A 22156-nucleotide genomic window follows, 5' to 3' on the forward strand; every position below is an offset into this window, starting at 1 on the left:
TGTTTCAGATCTGGAAGAAACAAAGTCAAAAGATCGCAGCCTTCGGCAGCTCCTACCGGGTCTGAGCCAATTCCAGTTTTGGGGTGTTGCTCCTGGTGTTGGGTTTGAGCATGAGTTGTGCTGCCTTCTCGGCAATCATCAGCGTAGGCGAACAGGTATTGCCCGAGGTAATTCTTGGCATGATCGACGCATCGGCAACGCGCAGACCCGGCACGCCATGCACGCGCAATTGCGCATCGACCACTGCGTCACCGTCGTTGCCCATACGGCAGGTGCCGACCGGATGGAAAATCGTCGTGCCGATTTTCGCCGCCGCTTCATGCAGTTGTTCTTCGCTTTGCAAGCTGTCGCCGGGCAGGTATTCCACCGGTTTGAACGCTTGCAGGGCTGGGGCGCTGACGATGCGCCGGGTCAGGCGAATTGCATCGGCGGCCACGCGCAGATCTTCTGGATGGCTGAGGTAATTGGGCTGGATCAGCGGCGCCGCCTGCGGATCGGAGGAGCGAATCTCGATGCGCCCACGGCTCTGCGGGCGCAAGTCGCACACCGAGGCGGTGAACGCCGGGAAGCTGTGCAGCGGCTCGCCAAAGCGCTCCAGCGACAGCGGCTGCACGTGATATTGCAGGTTCGCCGAAGTCTGCTCAGGGCCGGAGCGGGCAAACGCGCCCAACTGGCTCGGTGCCATCGACAGCGGCCCGCTGCGGTCGTACAGATAACGCAGGCCCATGCCCATCTTGCCCCACACGCTGCCGGCGATCTGGTTCAGGGTGCGAGCGTTTTCCAGCTTGTAGATCAGGCGCAGTTGCAGGTGATCCTGCAGGTTGCCGCCGACGCCCGGCAGCTCATGAATCACGCCGATGCCCAAACGTTCGAGCAGCGGCCGCGGACCGATCCCGGAGCGCTGCAGAATGCTCGGCGAGCCGACCGAGCCGGCGCACAAGACAATCTCCTTGCGCGCCTTGAACTGTCTGGTCTGGCCTTCATGCTGCGCGCTGACTTTCGCCGCGCGGCCATTCTCCAGCAAGACACGATCAACCTCGACGCCGGTCAGCACAGTCAGGTTCGCCCGGCTGCGCAGCGGTTTCAAAAAGGCCTTGGCCGCGTTCCAGCGCACCCCGGCTTTCTGGTTGACCTGAAAGTAACCGCAGCCCTCGTTGTCGCCCTGGTTGAAGTCATTGATGCTGGCGATGCCGCTTTGCTCGGCAGCGCTGCGAAAGGCATCCAGAATCGGCCACGACAGGCGCTGCTGCTCGACCCGCCATTCACCCTGATCGCCATGAAATTCAGCGCCGCCGGCAAAGTGGTTTTCGCTCTGTTTGAACAGCGGCAGCACGTCTTTCCAGGCCCAGCCCGGATTGCCCGCCGCCGCCCAGCCGTCATAGTCGCCGGCCTGGCCGCGCATGTAGATCATGCCGTTGATCGACGAACAGCCGCCCAGCACCTTACCCCGCGGATAACTCAGCGCGCGGCCATTGAGACCCGGTTGTTGTTCGGTTTTGAAGCACCAGTCGGTGCGCGGGTTTCCGATGCAGAACAGGTAACCCACAGGAATGTGAATCCAGGCGTAGTTGTCGCGTCCGCCGGCTTCGAGCAGCAACACCCGTTGCTGTGGATCCGCTGAGAGCCGGTTGGCCAGCAAGCACCCGGCAGGGCCGGCGCCGACCACGATGTAGTCGAATTCATCCAGGGACGTCTGCATGCCCTGACCTCGCTTTTTGTTTTTATTGTCGGACACTCTAGTTGTTAGCTTTCGTTAAAAGAATGTTAGTTTTTGCGCAGCCGCTGTGCGTTTTCAAACAGCCCGAAGTGACGACAGCTGACAAGGACCTGCCATGTTCGACTGGAACGACCTGCGCTTTTTTCTCGAGCTGCAACGCAGCGGCCGCCTGCTCACCGCCGCGCGCCGGCTCAACACCACCCACGCGACGGTGGCGCGGCATATTGAATCGATCGAGAAAAGCCTCGGCACGGCGCTGTTCGTCCAGCACGCCCAAGGCTATGAAATGACCCCGGCGGGGGAGGCGCTGCTCAAGCACGCCGAAGCGATGGAAAACGTCGCGCTGCTGGCGCAGGAAGAAATCACCCAGTCCACCGCGCCGCTGGGCAAGATCCGCGTCGGCGTCACCGAAGGCCTCGGCATTAAGTTTCTCGCCAGTCGCATGATTGGCTTGTTCGAACGTTATCCGGGGCTGGAAGTGGAACTGGTCGCCGTGCCGCGCTTTGTCAGCATCCTCAACCGTGAAGCGGAGATCAGCATCCACCTCGAACGGCCGTCCGCCGACATGCTGGTCACGCGCAAGCTCACTGACTATCGGCTCGCGCTTTACGCCAGCCAAACCTACCTCGACAACGCACCGCCACTGCACAGCCGCGAAGACCTGGGCCGACATGCTTGGATCGGTTACGTTGACGACCTGCTGTTCAGTCAGGAACTGATGTTCCTCAACAGCTTCTGCCGCAGCCCGCGTGTGGTGTTTCACAGCACCAGCGTCATCGCCCAACAGGAAGCCGCTCGGTCAGGATTGGGCATTGCGGTGTTGCCTTGCTACATGGCCGCTTCCGACCCGGATCTGGTGGCGCTGTTGCCCGATGAAAGCATCGAGCGCAGCTACTGGATCAGCACCCGCCGGGAGCTGCACAAATCCGTGCGGCTGCGAGTGGTCTGGGATTATGTGGTGGGGTTGTGTGAGGCCGAGCAGGGCCTGTTGCGCGGTTAAACCTGCCGCATCCAAATCCCCCTGTGGGAGCGAGCCTGCTCGCGAAGGCAGTCTTTCAGCAACATCGATGCTGACGGAACCACCGCTTTCGCGAGCAGGCTCGCTCCCACAGGGTTATACACCGTGGCTGCTTTCGCGGATTGATAAATATATGGATATCCGTATATTCGTTATCCCGCATATGGCGAGCCGATCACCATGATCACCCCCACCGAAGTCTTCAAAAGCCTCGCCGACGAAACCCGCGTCCGCGCCATCCTGCTCATCGCCGAGCAAGGTGAACTCTGCGTTTGCGAGTTGATGTGTGCGCTCGACGACAGCCAGCCGAAAATCAGCCGCCATCTCGCGCAACTGCGCAGTAACGGTTTGCTGCTCGACCGCCGTCAGGGCCAGTGGGTGTATTACCGCCTCAATCCGGAACTGCCGGCATGGATCGGCGAAATCCTTCAGCTGACATCCAAGGCCAATGCCGATTGGCTCAAGGACAACGCCGCGCGCCTGCAAAACATGGATGGCCGTCCCGTGCGCGAACGCGCCTGCTGCTGAATCTTCCACTATCTACGGAGCGCATCGATGCGAGTCCTGTTCATGTGCACGGCCAATAGCTGCCGCAGCATTCTTTCCGAAGCCATGTTCAATCACCTGGCTCCCGCTGGTTTCCAAGCGGTGAGTGCCGGCAGTTTTCCCAAAGGCCAGGTTCTGCCGCGCAGCCTGTCGACGCTGCAAAAGCACGGCATCGCCATCGACGGGTTGCACAGCAAAGGCAACGATGCCTTCGCAAACAACCCGCCGGATATCGTCATCACTGTCTGCGACAAAGCCGCCGGCGAAACCTGTCCGGTGTATTTCGGTCCGGCACTGAAAACGCATTGGGGACTGGAAGATCCGTCCGAAGTGCAGGGCGACGAGGCGGCAATCGACGCGGCATTCCAAGCCACTCTGATGCGCATCGGTGAACGCTGCCAAGCCTTCCTCGATCTGCCGTTTCACTCGCTCAGTCGCGAGCAACTGAAAGCCGAACTCGATCGCATCGGCACGCTGTAAGGAGGCTTCATGACAAATCATTTGCCCAACCTCGACGCCAGCCTGATCGACGCTGTTAAGCCATCGAATGTCGGCGAACACAAACCGCGCATCCTTCTGCTCTACGGCTCGACCCGCGAGCGCTCGTTCAGCCGTTTGCTGGTCGAGGAGGCCGCGCGCCTGCTCGAACACTTTGGCGCCGAAACGCGGATCTTCAACCCATCCGGTTTGCCATTGCCCGACGACGTCCCGGTCGACCATCCCAAGGTGCAGGAATTGCGCGATCTGGTGTTGTGGTCGGAAGGCCAGGTCTGGTGCTCGCCGGAACGCCACGGCGCGATGTCCGCCGTGTTCAAAGCGCAGATCGACTGGATCCCGCTGGAACTCGGCGCTGTGCGCCCGACCCAAGGCAAAACCCTGGCGGTGATGCAAGTCTGCGGCGGCTCGCAGTCGTTCAACGTGGTCAACCAACTTCGCGTCCTCGGCCGCTGGATGCGCATGTTCACCATCCCCAATCAGTCCTCTGTACCCAAGGCCTACATGGAGTTCGATGAAGAAGGGCGGATGAAACCCTCGCCGTTCTACGATCGGGTGGTGGATGTGATCGAGGAGTTGGTGAAGTTCACCGTGCTGCTGCGGGGGCAGCAGGCGCATCTGGTCGATCGTTATTCCGAGCGCAAGGAGAGTGCTGAACAGTTGATGGCGCGGGTGAATCAGCGGTCGATTTGACCCGCCATCCCCAGCCAGGCTCATTCCTTTTTGGGAGTGAGCCTGCTCGCACTGACGCTCCATGGCTGGCACACCGCCACGGCTTGCACCGCCCCCTCTCGACTGTCACTCTTCTGGCCGTTCTTCAAGGATCAGAAGGAATCAAGGATTGAGTGGCTACGTTCCAAACCCGCCGAAAAACTATCGCTACGAAGAAGCCAAACCCGTCGACATACACGCCCAGCATTGGGCCGAGTATGAGAAGCATGGGAAAGAGCCTGCGCGCGAGCCTGAGAAAATCGGGATTGCGTTGAGGATCGGGGTGTTCTTTGATGGCACGGGCAACAACGCGAACAACTCAGCTGCGGGGTTGTTGTGTGGGGCTCAGCATCCGATTGCGCCTGAGGATATTCCCGCCAGTTGCCAGCCTTATATGGGTGATCCGGATAGTAGTTATGGTAACGATGTCAGCAATGTGAAGAAGCTGAGCGACTTGTACTTCGCACCGCAGCAGGCCGAAGGTGATGGTCTTCAAAAACAAGCGTTTCGTATGATCTATGTCGAAGGGATCGGAACTCGAGCAGGAGAAGAGGACAGCACGTTCGGTGCGGGTAGCGGTCGAGGAGAAACAGGCGTAGCTGGTCGAGTTCAGCTGTCATTTACAGACATCAAACTACGTATCAAGGACGTTTTGGATAGCCATCCAAATAGCGAGATTACCTCGCTCACGTTTGACACTTTTGGCTTTAGCCGTGGCGCTGCTGCTGCTAGACACTTCGCGAACGAAATCGTACGGGGAAAACAAGGTCCGCTAGGTGATGTTCTGCGCAGTAACGCCCGAGCATTTAGCCGAACCTTCGTTGAACAGTACAACGGCAGTATCAGGATGGGATTCATTGGTCTTTTCGACACTGTGCCGTCGGTTGCAGGCTGGTCAAATCTGGGCAACGTAAAAAGCCCCATCGCGACGGGCATTAAGTTGTACCTCGACCGGCGTTTTTTTACAGATGTGATTCAACTCTCTGCTCGCGACGAGTGCCGAGCTAACTTCGCCTTGAGTCGCGTCAAAGCAGACCATTTGGAAATCACCCTGCCAGGTGCTCATTCCGACATCGGCGGCGGCTACCTTGATGAGGTCCAGGAGTGCGTGCTCGTAACTCCCATGCAGACACTTGAGGTCTCGCAGTTTACCGATGTCTCGACCACCTCGATCTACCTCGACGCGATGGCTATCAAAGACCAGTGGCTGGCGCAGGGTTGGCCTGCAGAGATGCTAGAAGTCGTCACCCCAAATGCATTGCTTCTGCCAATCGATAGACAGGATCGACTTGGTCCTCGCAAGAAACGTGTTTACGCAGCACTTCAACTCAAGCGCCCAGTGAGTGGCATGCTGTCCAGGGTATATCTTCGAGTGATGCTCCAGTTCGCAAAAGAAAAAGGGGTGAAGTTCAACGACATTCCAGACACCCCGGAATTGGCAGTGCCAGCGGAACTTCGTGCGCTATGCGATCGATTCCTGGCAGGTGATTACAGCACCACCCCGCAGGAGGAAAAACAACTGAGGCTGAAATACATTCACATGTCCGCAAACTGGAACCATCCCCTTGGGCGAAGGGATGGCAGTGGTATCCGTGCCGTCTACATCAATGCACCTACGGCCGACTCGATTCGCGTGCAGCATCCCCATGTACCTGACTGGACACTTTGGTAATGAAAATATTTATACCCTTGCTGTGCGCGCTGGTCATTGCCGGTTGCCAGTCTGCTGATCCACTCTCAGCCAAAAATGACCCGAAGTCCGAATGGTGGGAGCTGGCGTTCATTGAGCCGGCTTATATGAAGGTATGGGTAGAGAACAGTTCGGTGCAAGACATTAGAGGAAGGATTTTCTATAAAACCGGCGGCGGTACCGCTGCTGGGGGCGAGCCTGAAGATGGTACAGAGTCAGGCCGGGGGTGGACGGGTGGAGTAGGTGGCAGTGGGAAGAGAGTAGTGGGAGCCGATTTACCTGTTCGCATCTGGGTCCGTTGGCAATCAATCGTCGAACAGAAAACCTGGCAAGCGTGGGTAGACATTCCAGAGGAGGCCCGGCAGTTGATGGTGACGTCCGTTAATCAACGTTGCCCGATGACCCCGGACCAAGAGGCGAGATCCATGGCCTCGGTCTATCTGGGCCTGGCTCCCGGTGGTGTCGTACAAGTCTGGGTCAGAGACTCATGCCACCATCCTGTAAAAGTCGCCAGAGCACAGGCAGAGATCGAGCCTTTAGGACCGAGTCAGGGTAAGAACCAAGGACGCTACGCCTATCCCGTCAGCGAAAAGTCCAAGCGCTATATCGAGAAATTCGGCATTCCATACGGAAGTTGGTAAGCGCTGACGCCGTGAGTCGTCCACTGTGCCGCCGCGCGCAATGTCGATTCACGGCTGCCAGTGCACTGATCCGCTACCGGCTCTTTTGGTGAATAAACAACTCACCTCAAATCAAAACCTCAAACGCCGCACTCCCCAGCACCTCTCCATTAACCATCACCTGCACCCCATGTCGCCCGGCAAAATGCTTGCGCGTCGTAAAATCCTTGATGACTTGATTCCGTCGCACTACATCAGTCCCGAAACCCGCTAATGCCAGAGTCTTCAACTTGAAAACCTTCCTCGAAACCCCGCCATTCGCCTTCACATACTCAATCGCATAATCAATCACCAGCCTTTGCTCGTGCGCCACCATGGACTTCACCGTAAACGACAAAGTAATCGCTTCCCCCAACCTCACCACCGCCGGCTCGACCCGCACATCCAACAACTCAACCTCAGCCTTCGCCCCTGCGCCAATCACCGTCAGCGCGCGCACGTCGCCCTGTTTGATCAAACTGCGCAGCGCATGCTTGGCAATCCAGGCCGTGTGCTTGTTCTCCAGCGACCAACCTTCAATCGTGTCCAGCACCCACTCCGGATGCACCTTCGTCACGTCATTCAAATGATTTGCCACCGACTTGCGCACGTAAAAGCTCTCGTCCGCCTTCAATTGATCCAGTATCCCGGCGGCCAGCCGCGGATCAGCCTGCACCGCTTCCAGGCGGAACGACCACGGCAGGCGAGGGCGGCTGCCTTCGCTGGCTAGGCGTCGAACGTGGTGGTTTTCTTCGCGGGTCCACTCGTGCATCCGTTCCAGCGAGCGCTCGAGGTCGCTGCGCAAAAAGTAGCGGATGGCGAATTCGGAGGAGCCGAAGGTGGTGAAGTACTTCAGCGCGTCCATTGAGGTGTCGAACGCATGGGCGCCGTAGCTCGCGACGTAGTGTGGAAGGCACATGCTGACAAAGCCGCTGTTCAGCCTTGGTGCGAGTTCACGTAACACATGTAAGGAATCTTCGTAGTCCAGCGGCAGCACGGCATGCAGGCTTTCGCTGACACGCGCCATGCGTTGCATCACTGATAGTTCAGCGAGTCCGTCCTGGGCGTGTTTGAGAAAGGTCCTGGCCTTGAACGCCGGGTACACCGCGCTCATTTCGTCAGCGATGTGCTGCAAGCGCTCGGCGTTGAAGATTTCCTTTAACGCCGGGGCGGCGGTGTCGGTGGAGCTCATGATCAGTTCATCGGTGTGCTGATGAACGCATCGGTGCCTTCTGCGTAGGCGGTGTACTCGGCGATACGCGCAAAGCGTGCTGCGTCGATCTGATCGGGTACGACGAGTTCGGTGAAGCTCCAGGCAACCGCCAGGCTGATGCCGGTCTGGGCGAGGGAGCCGTCGACAGGCAAGTCACTGTGTTCAAGTTCTTTTTCCAGCGCGGTAAATGCGGCGGCGAGCTGGCTTTCGACGCGTTCGACCCACGGCTGATATTGAATGTCGGCCGGGCGCAGGTTGCGTTCGTAGTAGAGCTGCACGGCTTTTTCGCAGGCGGCGAGGCTCAGGCCGATCAGGCGCAGAGCCTGGGCGCGTTGTTTGAGATCGCTTGGCAGCAGGCTTTTGCCGGAGCTGGCTTCGAGGTAATCGAGGATGAGGGTCGAGTCCATCAGGACCACGCCGTCGTCGAGGATCAATGTGGGCGCCTTGACCACAGGGTTGATCTGCTGGAATCGTTCGAAGTGGCGGAACACCGAGACCGACTCGTGTTCGAGGTCGATTCCCAGGCATTTGGCGGAGATTGCTACGCGGCGCACATAGGGAGAGTCGAGCATGCCGATCAGTTTCATGACGCGTTCCTTCAAGTCGAACCGGTGGGAACGCATAACCTAGCCGAGAGAGAGGCAATTGTCAGTCGTCGAATCCGGCCTGCTCGTGAATTTCATCGACGTTCAAGCCCAGCCGATACGCCACTGCCACAAACAGCGCCTGGCACAAACACAGCGTTGCACTGAGCGAACGAAAGGCCAGCGCACTGCCTTCATTGACCAGCAACACGCTATTGGCAAGTTTCGCCAGTGGCGAAAGAGGGCTGTCGGTGATGATCAGGGCATTGGCGTTCTGCTGCTGTGCGAAGCGCAGGCAGTGTTGGGTTTCCTTGGCGTAGGGCACAAAACTGATGGCGATGACCAGGTCGTTGGCGCGCACGCTGCGCATTTGTTCGCGATAGCTGCCGCCGATGCCGGAAACCAGATGAATGCGCTTCTGCGTGTGCTGCAGGTTGTAAACCAGATAATCGGCGACGGCGAACGAACGGCGGACCCCGACAACGTAAATGTCGTCGGCATTGACGATGAGATCGACGGCTGTATCGAACGCCACCTCGTCCAGTTCGCGGCCCAAGCGTTCGATGCCCGAGAGCGTTGCGTCGATGCACTCGCGGGCCAGGTCGACGCTGTTGGCGGTCTGCGAGTTGTTGGCGATCAGGCTACGGATGCGTTGCTGATAGGTTTGCGCTGGTGTGGTTTTGTGCGTCCAGGCCTGGCGGAACAGCGCCTGCATCTCGCTGAAGCCGCTGAAACCGAAACGTTGCGAGAAACGCACAATGGCTGACGGATGCACTTCGCACTCGCGGGCGATGTCGCTGATGCGCTCGACCATGATTCGCTCGCTCTGCTGGCTGATGTAGCTGGCCACGCGTTTGAGCTGGCGCGGCAGGGCGTCGTACTCTTCGCTGATCATTTGCAGCAGGCGCTCGACGTTGACCGGCGCGCTGGCGAAAGAAATTTCGTCTGTGGCCGGCAGAGCGGGGCGGGGCATGGGCAGCATCCTTCAGGCGAGTTGAGCACGCGGTGGGCCTGATAATAGAAGGGCTGCGTAAGCTCTGCCGGGCTGAAACGATGCACCTAGCGAGAATAATCTCGGCTGTCGCTGGCGGGATGGTTAGCCGTTTGTCTTCTATATACAGCCGCTGGACTGAATTTCTTGCTATAAACGCACTCCGATGGCCGTGTGAAGCCTGTGTCAGAGCAGTTTCCAGGTCCTGTCGGACAAATTCCCTGTATTTACAGTTGCTGAGGTCTTGATCGGGCCTTAGACTGCCGCCCCTCGTAAATTGAGTGCCGGGTGGCGTTTGCAATAAAACGATGCCTTTTCGACGGCCGACACGGTTCGCCGAAACGCTCCCTTATTCGCCTTAATGCACGTTTTTTTATAGAGATATCAATGACAAAGGACAAGTTGCTGGCTATGCCGGCAGATGACTACATGAATGCAGAGCAACACGCTTTCTTCACTGAGCTGTTGCAGAACATGAAAGTCGAAACCCACGAGCGCATTGAGCAAAATCGTATCGCCATCGAAAGCCTGGACACCCCGGCTGACCCGGCGGACGCGGCTTCGGTTGAAGAAGAGCGCACTTGGCTGGTCAACGCGATCGATCGCGACCAGCGCATGCTGCCGCAACTGGAACAAGCCCTTGAGCGCATCAAGGACGACAGCTTTGGCTGGTGCGACGACAGCGGCGAGGCCATCGGCCTGAAGCGCCTGCTGATCAGCCCGACCACCAAGTACTGCATCGAAGCTCAAGAGCGTCACGAGCAGATCGACAAGCACCAGCGTCAGGCCTGATTCCATGGCGGCCCCTGAATAGGGGGGCGCCTGCAAGAGATCGCAGCCTTCGGCAGCTTCTACATGGAGTTGCGGGAGGCTGCGATCTTTGTTTTTGCTCGTCTGCGCTATTTCCCCCGTCGTTCCATTGACCTGCCACAGACCCCACGACTAACGGACCATGGATAATGGCGTTGTAGTGGCGTTTAATGCAGTCACAACAATGAGAACAAACGTGGGGTGATCAAGATGACGAGAGATGGATCTCTGGTTGCGGCGCTGCCTGCACCAGTGCTTTTGCCGAAAAACCGCTGGATCGCGCCGACCCTGCAAAGCATCGCCCTGATGCTGTTGCTGGCCGGCATGGTTATGGCCGAGTGGTCGCTCTACCTCGGCATGCCGCTGGCGGTGCTGATTGTCTGGCTGCCGCGCCTGCGTTCGCGCAACGTTCCAGCTGCTGTCCCGGTCGATAGTGCGAGCGCATTGTCCGCACTGACTCGCGATCTCTCCTACACCACCAGTCACAACGCACTGTCTGCCGCCGGCGTGGCGTTTTCGGTCAAAGCGCTCGCCAGCAAACTTGAATCGCAACTCGACGCGGCGGCGCAGATCGTCAGCAATGCCGAGGTGATGATCGCCACGGAACAGGCGACTTCACAGCTCAGTCGCGACGCGCTGGACGCCGCCAGCCAAGCGCATCACAGCAGCGCGGCGGGGCGCAGCGAACTGCTCGACTCGATTTCGCGCATGCAGCAACTCAGTCAGCGCGCCAACGCCAGCCGCGAATTGATCGAGGCCCTGAGTGTGCGCAGCGACGACATTCAGCGGGTGACGCTGGTGATCCAGTCGATTGCCAGCCAGACCAATCTGTTGGCCTTGAATGCTGCGATTGAAGCAGCCCGGGCCGGTGAGCATGGTCGCGGTTTCGCTGTGGTCGCCGACGAGGTGCGCGGATTGGCGGCGCGGACGGCGGCGGCCACGGGCGAAGTCGGTGAGATGGTTGCAGACATTCAGCAACGCACCGCGCAAGTGGTGGCGCAGATTCGCGAGTTGTCGAGCGATCTGCACACCGGCGTCGAACAGGTCGAGCACACCGGTCAGCATCTGGAAAACATCGCACGACTTGCCGCCGGAGTGGAAACCCAGGTCGGCGAAATCGCCCGTGGCGCGCAAACCAATCGCGAGCAGCTTGATGCGCTGTTCAGCGCGATTGAGCAAATGCGTAGCGATCTGGCGATCAGCGATCAGCAGACCCGCCGCCTCGCCGACGCTGCGGTGCAGATGGAAGGACAGGCGGAAACTATCAGCGAGCGCTTGGCCGAGGTCGGCCTGGATGACTATCACCAACGTATCTACGACTTGGCCCGTGAAGGTGCGAGCCAGATTGCCGCGCGTTTCGAAGCGGATGTTGAACAGGGGCGGATCAGCCTGGATGACCTGTTCGATCGCAGCTACCAGCTGATTCCGGGCACCGAACCAGCCAAATTTCAAACCCGCTTTGATCGATACACCGATCAGGTCTTGCCGGCGATTCAAGAACCTTTATTGGCGCGTCATGAAGGGCTGGTTTTTGCGATTGCCTGCACGCAGCAGGGTTATGTACCGACGCATAATCAGGCATTCAGCCAGCCGTTGACCGGTGATGTGCAGGTCGACACGGTAAATAATCGCACCAAACGCAAATTCGCTGACCGCACCGGTATCCGCTGCGGCAGCCATCAGCAACCGGTGCTGTTGCAGACTTACACGCGCGATACGGATGAGCTGATGCATGATTTATCGGTGCCGATCATGATCAAGGGCCGCCACTGGGGCGGGTTGCGTCTGGGCTATAAACCTGAGAATCCGCGCTGAGATTATTACCGGTGACGCAATGAATCTGTGCACGGCGGTTGCTGTTTCCTCTCGAAGGAAAGCTTTAATCTGACGACTTAGTTAGGTAGCTAATTATTTCGGAGGGCACATGCAGTGCAGGGTAGACGTGGCAGTGATGATCGGCAGCGGTGTTCCGGCCGGCTTACGCGCGATGGGGCGCAGTGTTTGCTGGGTAGTTTTGCTCAATGGTGAGCGACGCGGCACAGCCTTCGCCAGTCGCGATGAAGCGGAGGAGTGCAAGGCTGCCTGGCTCGAACAGTTGAACATCGAGCCCGGCGACAGCCTGCACTGATCGTACTTACTTGCCGCGATGCAAACGTACGTTCAGCTCATCGACGATCGGCGCTTCTTCGCCATCGGCCCGCAGCCATTCCTTGAGTAATTGTGCCTGCTGGGGTGACCAGAAGTCGGCATCGATGAGTTTAGTGTCCGGATCCAGCGGATGTGCTTCGACAAAGTCATTTATCGACGCCTCATCCGAGGGCAGGCCCAGCTGTTCGAAAAGGGTGGTCAGGTTAAGCTCGGTTGGCAGTTCCATCATCTACTCCTGGGTCGGTGCCGGTGCGGCTTGTTCGTTCACTCCCCTTATCAGAGGCAGGCGCTGGCGCGGAGTTCGATTTTTGATTCAAGCGAGCGGGCGAGGGCGCAGGCTTCGTTGTGATTGCCGCGGAAACCTCTGACACGTCCCGTGGATATCTCCTTGATGTGAAAGAACGCAATACCCGCTGGCACCACTTGAAAGTGTGGGGTTCGATGATTGTTAGAAGATGTCGGAAGGTTGTCGGGGTCGGCAACCTTCATCGTCAGAGGTGTGTTGATTCGCGCGTCGGCCGACGTGGCAAAATGAGTCAAAGTGCACATATGAAGTCCTTTTCATCAGTCGGCCGGGATTTAACGGCCGTTGCGGGTAGTCGTAAGGAGCATCGCTGCTCTAGAATCGCCAGTACCTGTTGACGACCGGGCTTATCTAAAGCAATTTTTCGCCAGCGATATGTCGGAAAAGTGCTTTTTTTCGTGAGAAATTTCCCTGAAGTTCGTAGTCAGATCTTGCTCCAGTCGCACTTGAGGCTTTTTCCTTCAAGGTTTGCAGACTTCAGAGCGGGTTTCACTAATGACAATCCAGTAGTCTACGAACCTCGCGATCAAGAGCGCTTCGCTCGCTTCGGGTTTTTGAGTGATTTTGCAGTTTTCATCGGCATTGCCGTTTTTTGCCGTGCGTGTTTTCCGCTGCACGGTTTTTCAAATGTGGGGATGTTTCTTTGGCAGTCAGTAACCTCGATATGCATGCTTTGTTCGTGCTGGGTGATTTGCGTGCAAAGCTGGTCAAGCTATTCCAATCACGTTTTGTTTACATCACCGAGCAAAACGCCGAAGGCATTTACATCGCCGAAATCGATACCGAAAGTGCATTGGTAGTCGATGACAAACCGGGGCTCAAGCTCAAGGTCGGCGACCATTTCATCGCGTCAGTGTTGCCCAGCCGTGAAGGCGGCAAGATGGACATTCGTTTTCGCGACATCAAACTGACGGTTTACGGCTTGGGCGACTACGCATTTGTCAGTACGGCCGACGGTCACGCGATTCTGTTCAAGGAAGGTCATAGCGTCGTCACGGTGTTCGCCGCCAGTGAACAATTGCAGGAAGGCCTGACCAAAACCTTGAAAGCCGTCACCGCCAAGGCTGCCAAATGGCGCAAAGGTGAACTGATTTCCTTCAAGGCCAGCGAGTGAGCCGCGCGCACTTCCATTCGCAAAATCTCGACAGCGCACGCGAAGACGCTCAGCGCCTGTTCGCCCGCAAGGCCGAACTGCAAGGTGCCTGGCTGAGTTGGGTGGCGTCGCAGCTCTACGCATTGCAACCGGCGGCATACGCCAGCATGGTCAGACGTGAGCTGCAAAGCCTGCAGGAAAAGTCTGAAACGTAACCTCGCACGCAGCGGACCCCGGAAAAAGCAGGAACCTCGGCTAAAGTCAGTTGACTGAGTCATTCAGAGGCTTGCGTTTCTGTCAGGCCAACTGCCATTGCTGTGAACAGCACGAGGTGCGATGCATGAACGGATTTCGACGGTTACTGGCCGCCAGCGTGGCCACCTTTGGTTTGCTGACGTCAGCGCAATCGCTGCAGGCGGCTCAGGCGCCTATCCACTTTGCTGACCTGAACTGGGAAAGCGGCAGCCTGATCACCGAGGTGCTGCGGGTGATCGTCGAGAAAGGCTACGGCTTGCCGACCGATACCTTGCCGGGTACCACGATTACCCTTGAGACCGCGCTGGCCAATAATGACATCCAGGTGATTGGCGAGGAGTGGGCCGGGCGCAGTCCGGTCTGGGTCAAGGCCGAAGCCGAGGGCAAGGTCGTCGGTCTGGGCGATACGGTAAAGGGCGCCACTGAAGGCTGGTGGGTGCCGGAATACGTGATCAAGGGCGACCCGGCCAAAGGCATCAAACCGTTGGCGCCGGATCTGCGCAGTGTCACTGATCTGAAGAAATACAAGGACGTATTCAAGGACCCGGAAAGCCCGGGCAAAGGGCGTTTCCTCAACAGCCCGATCGGCTGGACCTCGGAAGTGGTAAACAAGCAGAAGCTCACGGCGTATGGCTTGCAGGACGACTACACCAACTTCCGCAGCGGTTCCGGCGCTGCGCTGGATGCCGAGATCAGCTCTTCGATCCGTCGCGGCAAACCGGTGCTGTTCTATTACTGGTCGCCGACGCCACTGCTTGGCAAATTCAAACTGGTGCAACTGGAAGAGCCGCCGTTCGATGCCGAGGCGTGGAAGACGCTGACAGACGCCGATAATCCCAATCCGAAACCAACCCGCTCGCTGGCATCGAAACTGTCGATTGGCGTGTCTACGCCGTTTCAAAAGCAGAACCCGCAAATTGCCGAATTCTTCAGCAAGGTCGATTTTCCCATCGAGCCACTGAACAAGGCATTGGCGGATATGAGTGACAAGCACACCGCGCCTCGTGAGGCGGCGGTCGCGTTCATGAAGGCGCATCCGGATGTGTGGCAGGCGTGGCTGCCCAAGGATGTGGCCGACAAGGTGACGGCTGATCTGAAATAACGCGGTCAACGCCGTGCACCGCCGACCGGTCGTGCACGGCCAAAAAATCCGACTACGATGGTTTGTTCAAATCCCTTTGAAGGATTTCAACCATGACCTTTGTGTTGGCTCAATGGCTGGTGACTGTGTTCGCGGCAATCGGCCTGATGCATGTGTATTGGGCGTTGGGTGGGCAATGGGCGGCTGCGGTGGTGGTGCCGCAGGTGCCGGTGTCGGGCTTCGTCGCCACGGTACGCCCGGCCTTCAAGCCCTCAGGCTGGCTGACGCTGGCAGTCGCCGCTGCGCTGCTGATAATTGCGGCGCTGGTTTGTATGCGGGTCGGTTGGGGCGTGCCGGCGGTGCAGCACAAGGCACTGCAATGGGTGATCAGCGCGATCGCGTTGCTGATGTTCGCTCGGGCGATCGGTGATTCGAATCTGGTCGGGTTCTTCAAGGAAGTGAAGGATTCGCGATTTGCGCGGCTGGATACCTGGGTGTATTCGCCGTTGTGTGCGCTGCTGGGGGCGGGGTTGTTGGCAGTAGCGTGGGTTTGAGCCGATCCGGAATTGGCGACGCCCCGACTGGCCTCTTCGCGAGCAGGCTCGCTCCCACAATCGAGGGCGCGTTCCTACTGTAGCGATGGCGCCATCACAGGCGCCACAAAATCATCAGTTACCACTTTCAGTCTGACGACTGCTCACCTCGGCCGGCACATCATCCCCGGCCATACGTTTGCGGAACAACGCCGCCCGCGCCAGCAGCAGGGTGGTCACCGGCACGGTGATCGCCAACAGAATCGGAATCAGCCAGGCATGCACCACTGGCCCGGACTTCAGCGCTGAAAAGCAAATGATCGACGCCAGTGCCACACACCAGGCACCGATTGTCGAGGCCAGCGCTGGCGGGTGCATACGCTGGAAGTAATCCTTCATGCGCAGCAATCCGGTTGCGCCCAGCAGGGTAAACACGCCGCTGAGCACCAGCAGCACCGCCACCGGAATCTCGACCCATAAAGACAATTCGGTATTCATTCGATCACCTCGCCACGCAGCAGGAATTTTGCCAGGGCAAACGAGCCGACGAAGCCGAACAGCGCGATCAGCAGCGCCGCTTCGAAGTAGGTATCACTGGCGTAACGAATGCCCAGGGTAAGCATCATCAGCATGGCGACGATATACAGGTAATCCAGCGCCAGTACCCGATCCTGAGCTGACGGGCCTTTGAACAGGCGCACCAGGGTCAGCACCATCGCCACGCAGTACAGAAACAGCGTCAGCAGAATCGCATTCGACAGCAATGGGCTCATTCGAAAATCTCCATCAACGGTCGCTCGTAAGTACTTTTGAAGTGCTCGATGAACTGCGCTTCGTCGTGCAGATCCCAGACGTGCAGCAACAGAACGCTGCGGTCCAGCGCCAGTTCTGACCATACGGTACCGGGCACCACGGTGCAGATCATTGCCAGTGCCGCCAGACCATGAGCATCGCGCAGATCCAGCGGCACTTTGATAAAGCATGAGTTGGGCGGACGACGTCCGGCGTTGACTACGCCCCAGGCGACGATCAGGTTGGACATGATGACGTCGCGGCCGACCAGGAAGAACAGACGCAGGATGGCGATGGGGTTGCGGATGCGCGCACGTTTCGGCCGCAATTTGCGCATCATCAGCGGCGCAGCAAAACCCAGCGCGGCACCGAGCAGCAGATTGCCCGGGCTGACGGACAGGTTCAGGGTCAGCCACAGAATCCACAGGGCCAGCGATAACCACGGAGCCGGGAACAGTCGATTCATGGCTGCACCTCGAGCATGTCGGCTCTGGCTTGCGGGCTCGGCACCGCCCGAGTGCCTAGAACTGCGAACACATATTGCTGCGGATTGTTCAGCGCATCGGCCGTGGCCTGGGTGTAGCGCAGCAGCGGTTCAGCCTTGAACGTAAGGGCAATGCTCAGCCCGAGCAGCAGGAAAATCGGCGCGCATTCGAGTTTGCGCAGCAATGGTGACGGGCGCTCTTCCGGCGTCCAGAAGCGCTGAATGCCGAGGCGCGAGAAGGCCATCAGCGAGGCCAGACCGGTCAGGATCAACAGCGCCAGCAATCCCCATGCGCCGGGAGGCAGCGGCGCCGCAGTGCCAAGTCCCAACGGGTTGAGCAATGCCCCGATCAGGCTGAGCTTGCCGATAAATCCGGACAGCGGTGGCATGCCGATGATCAACAGCGCGCAGGCAATAAAGCTCAAACCAAGAAAGGCCATGGTCCACGGGATGACTTGGCCGACCACGGCTTTCTGCTCGTCGTCGAGGTTGATGCCCTTGGGCGGTTGCAGCGATTCCTGTGGACGCGGCAGCAGTTCGCTTTCGTCTTCCAGCGGAATTTCGTTGGCCGAGCGCGAGCGCTCGATCAGTTCGGCGAGCATGAACAATGCGCTCAGCGCCAGGGTCGAGCTGACCAGATAGAACAGCGCAGCGCCGATCAGGTTCGGCTGGGCAAAGCCGATCGCCGAGAGCAGGATCCCTGCCGACACCAGAATGCTCAGGCTGGCCATGCGCTCCAGGCGTTGCGCGGCGATAATCGCCAGCCCTGCGCAAGCCATGGTCGCCATGCCGCCGTAAATCAGCCAGTCGCCGCCGAAGAATGCCGAGGCGCCGGCCTGACCAGAAAACAGCAGGGTCCACAGGCGCAGGAGGGTGTAGACGCCGACCTTGGTCATGATCGCAAACATCGCCGCCACCGGCGCGCTGGCCGAGGAATAGGCCGGCACCAGCCAGAAATTCAGCGGCCACATGCCAGCCTTGGCCAGAAACGCTACCGCAAGAATTCCCGCGCCAGCATGCAGCAGGCCACGATCGGCTTCCGGCACCAGCGGGATCTTCATCGCCAGATCGGCCATGTTCAGCGTGCCGGTCACCCCGTAGATCAACGCAGCGCCGATCAAAAACAGTGACGATGCCAGCAGGTTGATCGAAATGTAATGTAACCCCGACGACACCCGCGCCCGGCCCGAGCCGTGCAGCAACAAGCCGTAGGATGCGGCGAGCAACACTTCGAAGAACACGAACAGGTTGAACAGATCCGCCGTCAGGAACGCGCCATACAGGCCCATCAATTGAATCTGGAACAGTGCGTGGAAACTCGACCCGGCACCGTCCCAGCGGGCCATGGCAAACAGCAGGGCGCTGACGCCGATGATTCCGGTCAGCACCAGCATCAGTGCCGACAGGCGATCAACCACCAGAACGATGCCGAAAGGTGCCTGCCAGTTGCCCGGCAGGTACACGCCAATGGATCCGGGCACGCCGGTGGTCTGCGTCCATTGCAGCAGCATCACTGAAATGAACAGGCCGAGGAGGCTGGAGAACAGATTGATTTTCGCCTTCAGCGGCCGGTGCTTTTCGCCCAGCATCAGCATGATCGCAGCCGTCAGCAGCGGCAGCAGGATCGGTGCAGCGATCAGGTGAGTCATCGCCATCATTCTTTAGGCTCCCGGCCGTCGACGTGGTCGGTGCCGGTCAAGCCGCGCGAGGCGAGCAATACGACGAGAAACAGCGCGGTCATGGCGAAGCTGATGACGATCGCCGTCAGTACCAGCGCCTGGGGCAGCGGGTCGGTGTAATGCAGCAAGTCCTGAGTCACGCCGTCCTTGATCACCGGTTCCTTGCCGATGAACAGGCTGCCCATGCTGAAAATGAAGAGGTTGACTGCATATGACAGCAGGCACAGGCCCATGACCACCTGAAAGGTTCGCGGGCGCAGGATCAGCCAGACCCCGGACGCGGCGAGAATGCCGATGGCGATTGCGATGACTTCTTCCATCAGACGGCTCCTTTGCTGGCGACGGACTTGGGCAGCGATGCAGTCTTGTGACCACGCACCGATTGGTGGGCGAGGGCGGTGAGGATCAACAACGTCGATCCCACCACCACGGCGTACACGCCGATGTCGAAGAACAGCGCACTGGCGATATGGATATCACCGAGCAACGGCACGCTGATGTGCCAGGTGTGAGTGGTGAGGAACGGATAACCGGCGAGCAGCGCACCGAGACCGGTGGCAGTGGCGAACAGCAGCCCGGTGCCCATCCAGCGCAATGGCCGCAGGCTCATTTGCGCCTCGACCCACTGGGTGCCGGCAACCATGTATTGCAGGATAAAGGCTACCGACATCACCAGCCCGGCGACAAAACCGCCGCCCGGCTGATTGTGCCCGCGCATGAACAGATAGAACGACACCACCAGCGCGACAGGCAGCAGCAGGCGCACCAGTACCGCCGGCACCATCATGAAACCGAGCGCGGTGTCGCTGGCCGAACGCGGGTTGACCAGATCGGTGACCACGTCGGGCGCGAGCAGACGTTGCTGGGCCGGCAACTGCAGGCTTTCCTTCGGCGGACGGAAGCGGCGCAGCAGGGCGAACACGGTGAGCGCCACGGCGACCAATACGGTGATTTCGCCGAGCGTGTCGAAACCACGGAAGTCCACCAGCATCACGTTGACCACATTGCTGCCGCCGCCCTCGGGCAGGGCGCGACTGAGGTAGAACGAGGAAATATGGTTCGGCGTCTGCCGGGTGAGCATGGCGTAGGACAGCAGGGCCATGCCGGCGCCGACGGCAATCGACAGCAGCAAGTCGCGCAGACGACGAATACGCGCCTTGCGCAGGCTGCTCGGCAATGGTGAGACTTCTTCGATACGTCGCGGCAACCAGCGCAGGCCAAGCAGGATCAGCACTGTAGTCACCACTTCGACTGCCAGTTGCGTCAGCGCCAGATCCGGCGCCGAGAACCAGACAAAGGTCACGCAGGTCATCAAGCCACAGACGCTGACCATGGTCAGTGCAGCTAGACGGTGATATTTCGCCTGCCAAGCGGCGCCAAGCGCACAGGCGATCGCCAGCAGCCACAGGGTCACGAAGACGATGGATCCTGGGATTTTCGGCCGGTCGCCCCAGGTCAGCGTGCTGTGCAGCATCGGGATCAGACCGGCGAGCACGGCGGCCGAAACCATCAGGAACAGCTGCATCTGCAAACGCTTGGTGCCCAGGCGCCGCTCGACGCGCCGGGCGATGCGCATCATCACGACCAGACTGCGCTCGAACAAACGCTTGCCGTTGAAGCGGCCGACCAACGGCGGGTACTTGAAACGGCCCAGCTTGAACTGCTTGCGCAGCAGCAGATAGAGGAGGATGCCGCCGGACATGGCGATCAGGCTCATGATCATCGGCGCGTTCAAGCCGTGCCAGATGGCCAGGCTGTATTCCGGCAACTCCCCGCCAACTACGGGCAGCGCTGCAGCGGCGAGCAGTGGCCCGACGATCTGCGCCGGGAAAATCCCCACCAGCAGACAGGTGAATACCAGCAACTCGACGGGTGCGCGCATCCAGCGTGGCGGCTCGTGCGGCGTGTGCGGCAGGTCAGTGGCGGCGGGGCCGAAGAACACGTCGACGGTGAAACGCAGGGAGTAGGCCACGCTGAACATGCCGGCGATGGTCGCGACGATCGGCAGACTGGTTTCGACCCACGCGGTGGCGTTAATGAACACGGTTTCGGCGAAGAACATTTCTTTCGACAGGAAACCGTTGAGCAGCGGCACGCCGGCCATCGAGGCACTGGCGACCATGGCCAGCGTCGCCGTATAGGGAATGAGTTTGATCAGACCGCTAAGCTTGCGAATGTCACGGGTGCCGCTTTCGTGGTCAATGATGCCGGCGGCCATGAACAGCGAAGCTTTGAACGTCGCGTGATTGAGAATGTGAAAAACCGCTGCGACCGCGGCCAGTGAACTGTTCAGGCCCAGGAGCAAAGTGATCAGGCCGAGATGGCTGATGGTCGAGTAGGCCAGCAAACCTTTGAGATCGTTCTGGAACATCGCGCAGTACGCCCCGAGCAAAAGCGTACAGGCGCCCGCTCCGCTGACGATGTAGAACCATTCCTCACTGCCGGACAGCGACGGCCACAGACGTGCCAAAAGGAAAACTCCGGCCTTGACCATGGTCGCCGAGTGCAGATAGGCCGAGACGGGCGTCGGTGCCGCCATCGCGTGGGGCAGCCAGAAGTGAAACGGGAATTGCGCGCTTTTGCTCAGCGCGCCGATCAGGATGAGTGGCAGAAGAACGGGGTAGAGGGCATGTGCGCGAATCAGATCGCCGGCGGCCAGGACCTTGTCCAGGTCATAGCTGCCGACGACATGGCCGAGAATCATGACCCCGGCCAGCAGACATAACCCGCCAGCACCGGTGACCATCAGCGCCATATAAGCACCGCGCCGCGCATCGGCGCGGTGGTGCCAGTAGCCGATCAGCAGGAACGAGAAGAGGCTGGTCAATTCCCAGAAGAACACGATCTGAATCAGGTTGCCGGAGATCACCAGCCCGAGCATGGCGCCCATGAACGCCAGGAAAAATGCGAAAAAGCGCGGCACCGGGTCGTCCGGCGACATGTAGTAACGGGCATATAAAGAGACAAGTGTGCCGATGCCGAGCACCAGCATCGAGAACAGCCAGGCGAAGCCGTCCATACGCAGAATGAAGTTCAGCCCGAGGCTGGGCAACCACATGAATTCTTCGCGGATCACGCCGCCGTGGGCGATTTGCGGGTACAGCATCGCGACCTGAACGGTGCCGATCAAAGCGACCAGACCCGCCAGCAGCGATTCGGCATTGCGCGCATTGTGCGGCAGCACCGCTGCCAGACAGCTGCCGATGAACGGCAGAAGCAGTAGAACTATCAGGGACATAGGCTTCTAATCTGCGGAAGTTTGTGAAGCATCATACGTGCCAGCTCCCTGATCACCAAACGCGAGGATGTCTCAGAATCCTACAAAGTAGTCTGGAATTTTGTGTTTGGCGTTG

Annotated in this window: 25 protein-coding genes; 13 read left to right on the forward strand and 12 right to left on the reverse strand. The window is 59.2% G+C overall.

Annotation, left to right across the window (positions count from 1 at the left end; all coding sequences use genetic code 11):
- Window positions 1–52: 52 nt before the first annotated feature.
- Complete coding sequence (locus AB4N47_RS07715) at window positions 53–1699, reverse strand: GMC family oxidoreductase (protein ID WP_341637253.1); 1647 nt, start codon at window positions 1697–1699, stop codon at window positions 53–55.
- 133 nt (window positions 1700–1832) lie between these two features.
- Here AB4N47_RS07715 and AB4N47_RS07720 point away from each other — a divergent pair, with 133 nt between their 5' ends.
- From AB4N47_RS07720 to AB4N47_RS07745, 6 genes are all read left to right on the forward strand, one after another.
- Window positions 1833–2717 (forward strand): LysR family transcriptional regulator, encoded by an 885-nt coding sequence (locus AB4N47_RS07720; protein WP_016775104.1) that lies wholly within the window; start codon window positions 1833–1835, stop codon window positions 2715–2717.
- A 198-nt stretch (window positions 2718–2915) separates the two neighbouring features.
- Entirely contained in the window at window positions 2916–3263 is a 348-nt protein-coding gene (locus AB4N47_RS07725; protein ID WP_016775103.1) for a metalloregulator ArsR/SmtB family transcription factor, read from the forward strand.
- Between the two features lie 27 nt (window positions 3264–3290).
- On the forward strand, window positions 3291–3761 hold the full coding sequence (locus AB4N47_RS07730) for an arsenate reductase ArsC (protein WP_073471176.1): 471 nt from the start codon (window positions 3291–3293) through the stop codon (window positions 3759–3761).
- A 9-nt stretch (window positions 3762–3770) separates the two neighbouring features.
- On the forward strand, window positions 3771–4469 hold the full coding sequence (gene arsH / locus AB4N47_RS07735; RefSeq protein ID WP_212616558.1) for an arsenical resistance protein ArsH: 699 nt from the start codon (window positions 3771–3773) through the stop codon (window positions 4467–4469).
- 148 nt (window positions 4470–4617) lie between these two features.
- Window positions 4618–6159, forward strand: a complete 1542-nt coding sequence (locus AB4N47_RS07740; RefSeq protein ID WP_341637254.1) for a DUF2235 domain-containing protein — start codon at window positions 4618–4620, stop codon at window positions 6157–6159.
- Window positions 6159–6818 carry a DUF2931 family protein gene (locus AB4N47_RS07745; protein WP_341637255.1) on the forward strand — a complete coding sequence of 220 codons (660 nt, stop codon included), beginning with the start codon at window positions 6159–6161 and terminating at the stop codon, window positions 6816–6818. The genes AB4N47_RS07740 and AB4N47_RS07745 overlap by 1 nt, the downstream gene beginning before the upstream one ends.
- Before the next feature lie 106 nt (window positions 6819–6924).
- On the opposite strand, the gene AB4N47_RS07750 is transcribed toward AB4N47_RS07745, so the two are convergent.
- From AB4N47_RS07750 to AB4N47_RS07760, 3 genes are all read right to left on the reverse strand, one after another.
- Window positions 6925–8028: a DNA alkylation repair protein gene (locus AB4N47_RS07750; RefSeq protein WP_341637256.1), complete on the reverse strand. Its 1104-nt coding sequence runs from the start codon at window positions 8026–8028 to the stop codon at window positions 6925–6927.
- Between the two features lie 2 nt (window positions 8029–8030).
- On the reverse strand, window positions 8031–8636 hold the full coding sequence (locus tag AB4N47_RS07755; protein ID WP_341637257.1) for a glutathione S-transferase: 606 nt from the start codon (window positions 8634–8636) through the stop codon (window positions 8031–8033).
- A gap of 61 nt (window positions 8637–8697) precedes the next feature.
- On the reverse strand, window positions 8698–9606 hold the full coding sequence (locus tag AB4N47_RS07760; RefSeq protein ID WP_341637258.1) for a MurR/RpiR family transcriptional regulator: 909 nt from the start codon (window positions 9604–9606) through the stop codon (window positions 8698–8700).
- 405 nt (window positions 9607–10011) lie between these two features.
- On the opposite strand from AB4N47_RS07760, the gene AB4N47_RS07765 reads away from it, so the two are divergent.
- The 3 genes from AB4N47_RS07765 to AB4N47_RS07775 all read left to right on the forward strand — a co-directional run bounded on the left by AB4N47_RS07765 (window position 10012) and on the right by AB4N47_RS07775 (window position 12562).
- A complete protein-coding gene (locus AB4N47_RS07765) occupies window positions 10012–10416 on the forward strand; it encodes a TraR/DksA family transcriptional regulator (RefSeq protein ID WP_016775095.1) in 405 nt (134 codons plus the stop codon).
- Between the two features lie 609 nt (window positions 10417–11025).
- Entirely contained in the window at window positions 11026–12249 is a 1224-nt protein-coding gene (locus AB4N47_RS07770; protein WP_445941191.1) for a methyl-accepting chemotaxis protein, read from the forward strand.
- A 109-nt stretch (window positions 12250–12358) separates the two neighbouring features.
- The gene (locus AB4N47_RS07775) at window positions 12359–12562 is read left to right on the forward strand and encodes a hypothetical protein (RefSeq protein ID WP_016775093.1); all 204 of its coding nucleotides are present in this window, start codon (window positions 12359–12361) and stop codon (window positions 12560–12562) included.
- Between the two features lie 6 nt (window positions 12563–12568).
- Here AB4N47_RS07775 and AB4N47_RS07780 read toward each other — a convergent pair whose 3' ends face one another.
- The gene (locus AB4N47_RS07780) at window positions 12569–12808 is read right to left on the reverse strand and encodes a DUF2789 family protein (RefSeq protein ID WP_016775092.1); all 240 of its coding nucleotides are present in this window, start codon (window positions 12806–12808) and stop codon (window positions 12569–12571) included.
- Window positions 12809–12858: 50 nt separating this feature from the next.
- The gene (locus AB4N47_RS07785; protein ID WP_445941192.1) at window positions 12859–13071 is read right to left on the reverse strand and encodes a hypothetical protein; all 213 of its coding nucleotides are present in this window, start codon (window positions 13069–13071) and stop codon (window positions 12859–12861) included.
- A gap of 479 nt (window positions 13072–13550) precedes the next feature.
- Between AB4N47_RS07785 and AB4N47_RS07790 the strand changes: the two genes are divergently transcribed.
- From AB4N47_RS07790 to AB4N47_RS07805, 4 genes are all read left to right on the forward strand, one after another.
- A complete protein-coding gene (locus AB4N47_RS07790) occupies window positions 13551–14000 on the forward strand; it encodes a hypothetical protein (protein ID WP_341637534.1) in 450 nt (149 codons plus the stop codon).
- Window positions 13997–14194: a hypothetical protein gene (locus AB4N47_RS07795; RefSeq protein WP_016775089.1), complete on the forward strand. Its 198-nt coding sequence runs from the start codon at window positions 13997–13999 to the stop codon at window positions 14192–14194. Before AB4N47_RS07790 ends, AB4N47_RS07795 begins: the two co-directional genes overlap by 4 nt.
- A gap of 125 nt (window positions 14195–14319) precedes the next feature.
- A complete protein-coding gene (locus AB4N47_RS07800) occupies window positions 14320–15336 on the forward strand; it encodes an ABC transporter substrate-binding protein (protein ID WP_076562406.1) in 1017 nt (338 codons plus the stop codon).
- Between the two features lie 92 nt (window positions 15337–15428).
- Complete coding sequence (locus AB4N47_RS07805; RefSeq protein ID WP_071172759.1) at window positions 15429–15869, forward strand: DUF3995 domain-containing protein; 441 nt, start codon at window positions 15429–15431, stop codon at window positions 15867–15869.
- Between the two features lie 114 nt (window positions 15870–15983).
- Here the strand turns inward: AB4N47_RS07805 and AB4N47_RS07810 are convergent, their stop codons facing one another.
- Genes AB4N47_RS07810 through AB4N47_RS07835 form a run of 6 tightly spaced genes read right to left on the reverse strand, consistent with a single transcriptional unit; the run spans window position 15984 to window position 22041 of the window.
- Window positions 15984–16346 (reverse strand): Na+/H+ antiporter subunit G, encoded by a 363-nt coding sequence (locus AB4N47_RS07810; RefSeq protein ID WP_130901912.1) that lies wholly within the window; start codon window positions 16344–16346, stop codon window positions 15984–15986.
- Window positions 16343–16621, reverse strand: a complete 279-nt coding sequence (locus AB4N47_RS07815) for a K+/H+ antiporter subunit F (RefSeq protein ID WP_024013247.1) — start codon at window positions 16619–16621, stop codon at window positions 16343–16345. Before AB4N47_RS07815 ends, AB4N47_RS07810 begins: the two co-directional genes overlap by 4 nt.
- Entirely contained in the window at window positions 16618–17106 is a 489-nt protein-coding gene (locus AB4N47_RS07820; RefSeq protein WP_071172756.1) for a Na+/H+ antiporter subunit E, read from the reverse strand. Before AB4N47_RS07820 ends, AB4N47_RS07815 begins: the two co-directional genes overlap by 4 nt.
- Window positions 17103–18782, reverse strand: a complete 1680-nt coding sequence (locus AB4N47_RS07825) for a monovalent cation/H+ antiporter subunit D (RefSeq protein WP_243241135.1) — start codon at window positions 18780–18782, stop codon at window positions 17103–17105. The genes AB4N47_RS07820 and AB4N47_RS07825 overlap by 4 nt, the downstream gene beginning before the upstream one ends.
- Complete coding sequence (locus tag AB4N47_RS07830; RefSeq protein WP_016775082.1) at window positions 18779–19123, reverse strand: Na+/H+ antiporter subunit C; 345 nt, start codon at window positions 19121–19123, stop codon at window positions 18779–18781. Before AB4N47_RS07830 ends, AB4N47_RS07825 begins: the two co-directional genes overlap by 4 nt.
- Window positions 19123–22041 (reverse strand): monovalent cation/H+ antiporter subunit A, encoded by a 2919-nt coding sequence (locus tag AB4N47_RS07835; protein ID WP_341637261.1) that lies wholly within the window; start codon window positions 22039–22041, stop codon window positions 19123–19125. The genes AB4N47_RS07830 and AB4N47_RS07835 overlap by 1 nt, the downstream gene beginning before the upstream one ends.
- Window positions 22042–22156 lie beyond the last annotated feature (115 nt).

The sequence above is a fragment of the Pseudomonas sp. S3_G06 genome (assembly GCF_054667565.1).

Coding starts and splice junctions, on each gene's coding strand:
- AB4N47_RS07715 (WP_341637253.1), bottom strand. CDS start 1,699: ATGCAGACGTCCCTGGATGAATTCGACTACATCGTGGTCGGCGCCGGC.
- AB4N47_RS07720 (WP_016775104.1), top strand. CDS start 1,833: ATGTTCGACTGGAACGACCTGCGCTTTTTTCTCGAGCTGCAACGCAGC.
- AB4N47_RS07725 (WP_016775103.1), top strand. CDS start 2,916: ATGATCACCCCCACCGAAGTCTTCAAAAGCCTCGCCGACGAAACCCGC.
- AB4N47_RS07730 (WP_073471176.1), top strand. CDS start 3,291: ATGCGAGTCCTGTTCATGTGCACGGCCAATAGCTGCCGCAGCATTCTT.
- arsH (WP_212616558.1), top strand. CDS start 3,771: ATGACAAATCATTTGCCCAACCTCGACGCCAGCCTGATCGACGCTGTT.
- AB4N47_RS07745 (WP_341637255.1), top strand. CDS start 6,159: ATGAAAATATTTATACCCTTGCTGTGCGCGCTGGTCATTGCCGGTTGC.
- AB4N47_RS07750 (WP_341637256.1), bottom strand. CDS start 8,028: ATGAGCTCCACCGACACCGCCGCCCCGGCGTTAAAGGAAATCTTCAAC.
- AB4N47_RS07755 (WP_341637257.1), bottom strand. CDS start 8,636: ATGAAACTGATCGGCATGCTCGACTCTCCCTATGTGCGCCGCGTAGCA.
- AB4N47_RS07760 (WP_341637258.1), bottom strand. CDS start 9,606: ATGCCCCGCCCCGCTCTGCCGGCCACAGACGAAATTTCTTTCGCCAGC.
- AB4N47_RS07765 (WP_016775095.1), top strand. CDS start 10,012: ATGACAAAGGACAAGTTGCTGGCTATGCCGGCAGATGACTACATGAAT.
- AB4N47_RS07770 (WP_445941191.1), top strand. CDS start 11,026: ATGATCGCCACGGAACAGGCGACTTCACAGCTCAGTCGCGACGCGCTG.
- AB4N47_RS07775 (WP_016775093.1), top strand. CDS start 12,359: ATGCAGTGCAGGGTAGACGTGGCAGTGATGATCGGCAGCGGTGTTCCG.
- AB4N47_RS07780 (WP_016775092.1), bottom strand. CDS start 12,808: ATGGAACTGCCAACCGAGCTTAACCTGACCACCCTTTTCGAACAGCTG.
- AB4N47_RS07785 (WP_445941192.1), bottom strand. CDS start 13,071: ATGAAGGTTGCCGACCCCGACAACCTTCCGACATCTTCTAACAATCAT.
- AB4N47_RS07790 (WP_341637534.1), top strand. CDS start 13,551: ATGCATGCTTTGTTCGTGCTGGGTGATTTGCGTGCAAAGCTGGTCAAG.
- AB4N47_RS07800 (WP_076562406.1), top strand. CDS start 14,320: ATGAACGGATTTCGACGGTTACTGGCCGCCAGCGTGGCCACCTTTGGT.
- AB4N47_RS07805 (WP_071172759.1), top strand. CDS start 15,429: ATGACCTTTGTGTTGGCTCAATGGCTGGTGACTGTGTTCGCGGCAATC.
- AB4N47_RS07810 (WP_130901912.1), bottom strand. CDS start 16,346: ATGAATACCGAATTGTCTTTATGGGTCGAGATTCCGGTGGCGGTGCTG.
- AB4N47_RS07815 (WP_024013247.1), bottom strand. CDS start 16,621: ATGAGCCCATTGCTGTCGAATGCGATTCTGCTGACGCTGTTTCTGTAC.
- AB4N47_RS07820 (WP_071172756.1), bottom strand. CDS start 17,106: ATGAATCGACTGTTCCCGGCTCCGTGGTTATCGCTGGCCCTGTGGATT.
- AB4N47_RS07825 (WP_243241135.1), bottom strand. CDS start 18,782: ATGATGGCGATGACTCACCTGATCGCTGCACCGATCCTGCTGCCGCTG.
- AB4N47_RS07830 (WP_016775082.1), bottom strand. CDS start 19,123: ATGGAAGAAGTCATCGCAATCGCCATCGGCATTCTCGCCGCGTCCGGG.
- AB4N47_RS07835 (WP_341637261.1), bottom strand. CDS start 22,041: ATGTCCCTGATAGTTCTACTGCTTCTGCCGTTCATCGGCAGCTGTCTG.